Origin of the sequence: Flavobacterium sp. (assembly GCF_046073885.1) — a bacterium.
Classification (GTDB): Bacteria; Bacteroidota; Bacteroidia; order Flavobacteriales; family Flavobacteriaceae; genus Flavobacterium.
This window is the reverse complement of record NZ_JBJTND010000055.1, coordinates 1-4,155: the sequence shown is the minus strand read 5'-3', so window position 1 is coordinate 4,155 and position 4,155 is coordinate 1. Positions and strand designations below refer to the sequence as shown.

Below are 4,155 nucleotides of genomic sequence, written 5' to 3'. Positions count from 1 at the left end.
CTTCATAGATTGCTACAGGTTGATATGTAAATCTATTAAACGACACAAATTGATTCACATAATCCCATATTCCTTTATCATTAGTATGAAAAATATGTGCGCCATATTTATGAACATTGATTCCTTCAATGTTTTCACAGTATACATTGCCACCAGTATGATTTCTTTTATCGAGAACCAAGCATTTTTTACCAGCTTTGGTTGCCTCGTGTGCAAATACGGCTCCAAATAATCCTGCACCTACTATTAAATAGTCATAATTGTTCATTAAACGTTGCTTTTTAAATTTTGATAAAAGTTATAGTAATTGGTTTGCATCACTTTCAAATCGTGATTGTTAGTGACCAATTCAAATGCATTCTTTTTTATTTTTCCACTTAAATTAGTATCGTTTAGTATTTCTAAAACTCGATTAGCAAGCGTTTCGGAGTCTTTAAAATTAGCTAAAAAACCGGTCTCTCCATTGACAACTACTTCGGGAATTCCACCTGCTTTGGTAGCTACAACAGGAACTTTACAAGCAAATGCTTCATACACACTTAAAGGAAGTCCTTCTGTTATTGATGTAATTAAAAACACATCAAATTCAGGAAGTACATTAGTGGCATCATTTCTAAAACCAGTAAAGAAAAGGGTGTCTTCTAAATCCTGTTCTTTTGCATACAAAACAAGTTCGTTGTGCAAGGAGCCTTCTCCGATGATTACAAATTTAATTGGAGCAGAAGTGTTATTTTTAATGCGTATCTTTTTTGCAGTATCAATAAAAGTAAATAAATCTTTTTGCGGAGTAAGTCCTGCAATAGTACCAACTATTTTGGTATCCGTACTAAAGTTAAATTCTTGATGAAGGCTGTTTTTATTTTCATTACTGCCGATTTTTTTTACATCAATCGCATCATAAATAGTGATCAATCGTTCTTTATCTTTGATTATAGTGTCAAAAATAGCTTCGACAGCTTTAGAAACACTGATTATTTTTTTGATATCAGGATGTGAATATTTGTATCGGTTTAGAAATTTATCTTTTATTTTATTGTTTCTCTTTCTGCTTAAAATTAAAGAAGTATTATTTGGTAAAAATCGCATTGCAATAAGTCCTGCATTAAGTGCAGAGGAGTCGTGGATATGAATTACAGAAATCGACTCTTTTTTGCAAATCTTTATAATGGCTACAATGAGATTAATTAGTTTTAGTTTGTTTTTTTTATACGTGTAATAAGCAGCTTTATCTTTTTTACAAATAGAGGCAAGAACAGCATCATCGGGACATAAAATAAACTGTTTTAAATCTGTCTTTTCTTTTAAGAGGTTGTATACAGAGTACATTTGAGCATCTCCTCCTCTCAATTCGGTTATTGATGTAACATTAAGTATGTTCATAAACAATCAAGTGTTGCTTAAAGTAAATAACTGTAATAAATTCCAGCAAAAGTAAGTCATTAAAACTGTTTTTTTTAAAATAAAATTTATTTATTATAAGACTTATAATCATTTAGTTATTTTTGTCGGGATTAATTTTTTTTAGATAATTGTTAGGTACGCAGAATTTTAAATACTATCTAACTATTTTTTGAGCAAAATAAAAGTAGCGATTTATGAATTTTAGTTTTCTTAAAAATAGAAAAATAATTATAGGCTTGTGGTTGTTAGTCGCTTTGGTAGCAGCTGTTAAACAGTTTGTTATAGGAAAATATAATAATTACCTTATTTTTAAGTACGTTTTTTTTCATACGCTTGAAAAAAAATCATTGTACGGTCTTTATCCTGAGAACTATTTCGATCACAATCATTACGGACCTATTTTTAGTATTTTCATAGCTCCATTTGCAGTTTTACCAGATGCTATTGGGATGCCACTTTGGGCTTTATTTAATGCAGCGGTATTAATTTATGCCATTACTAAAATTCCAGTAGAGAGTCAAAAAATAAATTGGATTCTCTGGATTTGTTTTCATGAATTTCTAACCGCTATTTTAGGATTTCAGTTCAATCCTATAATGACGGCTATAATTATATTAAGCTTTGTGTATATTACTGAAGAAAAAGATGTTTGGGCAGCTTTTTGTATTGCTTTAGGAGCGTTCATCAAGTTATATGGGGTAGTTGGTTTGGCCTTCTTTTTCTTTTCAAAAAACAAACCGAAATTCATTCTTTCATTATTAGTGTGGTCTTTGGTGTTTTTAGGCTTGCCAATGCTTATTTCGTCTCCAGAATTTATTTTGAATAGTTACAAAGAATGGGCTTTTAGGTTGGTCGAAAAAAACAATGAAAACGCTGGTTTGGATTCGATGCAGGACATTTCTGTGATGGGAATGTTTAGACGAATATTCCGCGCGCCAGAGCTTTCTAATCTACTGTTTTTGATACCTGGGTTAGCTCTTTTTGGATTACCGTACCTTCGTTTAAAATTATATTCAAATGAAAATTTCCGATTGTTATTACTGGCTTCGGTCTTAATTTTTACAGTCATTTTTAGTTCTGGTTCCGAAAGTCCAACCTATATTATTGCTTTTGTTGGAGTAGCTATTTGGTTTGTTTTACAAGAAAGTCCAATATCTAAAACAACGTGGTTTTTATTTATCTTTGCCATGATTCTAACTAGTTTTTCTCCGTCAGATATTGTTCCAAGATTCTTAAGAGAAACGTATATTAGACCGTATGCTTTAAAAGCGCTACCTTGTGTGTTAATTTGGGGTAGAATTATTTATGAAATGCTATTTTTTAATTCGAATCAGAACAAAATAGAAGTTTAATGAAGAAAAACATTACAATAGTCATCCCTTCCTATAATGAAGAGTCTAACATTGAGAAATTGCTAGAGTCTCTTAATGAGGTAATTGCTTCTTTGGACTATAATTTTAAGATACTATTTGTTGATGATGGGAGTAGAGATGGCACCATTCGAAAGTTGAAAAGCCTAGCCCGAGAACAACAGAATTTGTTTTATATAGAACTGTCTAGAAATTTCGGACATCAGAATGCTTTAAAAGCTGGAATTGATTATGCTAAATTAAATTCAGATGCGGTTATTTCAATGGATGGAGATTTACAACATCCTCCTGCATTGCTACCAGAGCTTATTGCTAAATGGGAAGAAGGGTATGATGTTGTCTATACGGTAAGAGCTGAGACCGAATCCCTTTCTTACTTCAAGAATAAAACGTCTAAATGGTTTTATAGTTTGATGAACAAACTTTCAGAGATTAAGTTTGAACCTGGTACAGCTGATTTTCGCTTAATTGATAAAAGAGTTGCTGAGGTTTTTTCTGATTTTACTGAGAACGAATTGTTTATAAGAGGAATCATCAATTGGGTAGGATTTAGTCAATATGCAGTGGATTATATGCCGCAAGACAGGTATTCTGGAAAAAGCAAATACACACTTTCAAAAATGATTCGATTTGCTATACAAGGCATCACTTCATTTAGTACTAGACCACTTTATTTTGCTGTGTTTTTAGGATTAGGATTGTCTATATTTTCGATTATTTTCTTTTCAATTTACGTCGGATATAGTCTTTATTTTGGTCACCCAATTTCAGGTTGGGCATCAGTAATTACAGCGATTGTCTTTTTTGGCTGTTTGAACTTAATTATTTTAGGAATCATCGGAATTTATATTGGTAAACTTTTTATGCAATCCAAAGGCAGACCCAATTATTTAATAAAAAACACCAATTATCAATGATTTTATTAAGCTTCGATATAGAAGAATTTGATATGCCATTCGAGTACAACAGGGAAATTTCGTTTGAAGATCAAATTCGAGTTTCGGCTGTTGGTACGGAGACTATTTTGGATATTTTGAAAAAACACCAAATTAAAGCTACCTTCTTTTCGACTGCTACTTTTGCTATTCATATTCCCGAACTTTTAAAAAGAATTATTGATGAAGGGCATGAATTAGCTTCTCATACCTATTATCATAGTTCTTTTGACGTGGTTGATTTAATTAATTCAAAGAAAAAATTAGAAGAACTATCCAATACAGAAGTTGTCGGATTCAGAATGCCTAGAATGCAACCCGTTGACGAAAAAGAAATTAATTCCAGGCCGAGCGTGAACACCAGGAACACGATGCCGATCTCCGCCAGCAGCTGGGTGGCATCGTTGTTGTCCGCCAGGCCCAGCATGTGCGGTCCGAGCAGCATGCCG

The 4,155-nt window shown here is 32.5% G+C and carries 4 protein-coding genes and 1 pseudogene; 3 read left to right on the top strand and 2 right to left on the bottom strand.

Going from position 1 to position 4,155, the window contains the following annotated elements; genetic code table 11:
• Together ACKOWY_RS07635 and ACKOWY_RS07630 are read right to left on the bottom strand one after the other, a co-directional pair.
• Positions 1–268: NAD(P)-binding protein (locus ACKOWY_RS07635; protein ID WP_408940844.1), on the bottom strand; the 268-nt coding region annotated here is incomplete at its 3' end.
• Entirely contained in the window at positions 268–1,380 is a 1,113-nt protein-coding gene (locus tag ACKOWY_RS07630) for a glycosyltransferase family 4 protein (RefSeq protein WP_408940843.1), read from the bottom strand. The genes ACKOWY_RS07630 and ACKOWY_RS07635, both read right to left, overlap by 1 nt.
• Positions 1,381–1,595: 215 nt before the next feature.
• On the opposite strand from ACKOWY_RS07630, the gene ACKOWY_RS07625 reads away from it, so the two are divergent.
• The 3 genes and pseudogenes from ACKOWY_RS07625 to ACKOWY_RS07615 form a co-directional block, all read left to right on the top strand.
• A complete protein-coding gene (locus tag ACKOWY_RS07625) occupies positions 1,596–2,753 on the top strand; it encodes a glycosyltransferase family 87 protein (RefSeq protein WP_408940842.1) in 1,158 nt (385 codons plus the stop codon).
• Positions 2,753–3,688: a glycosyltransferase family 2 protein gene (locus ACKOWY_RS07620; RefSeq protein WP_408940841.1), complete on the top strand. Its 936-nt coding sequence runs from the start codon at positions 2,753–2,755 to the stop codon at positions 3,686–3,688. The genes ACKOWY_RS07625 and ACKOWY_RS07620 overlap by 1 nt, the downstream gene beginning before the upstream one ends.
• Positions 3,685–4,044, top strand: a pseudogene (locus tag ACKOWY_RS07615) (polysaccharide deacetylase family protein); the annotation flags it as partial. The gene ACKOWY_RS07620 and the pseudogene ACKOWY_RS07615, both read left to right, overlap by 4 nt.
• Between the last annotated feature and the right edge of the window lie 111 nt (positions 4,045–4,155).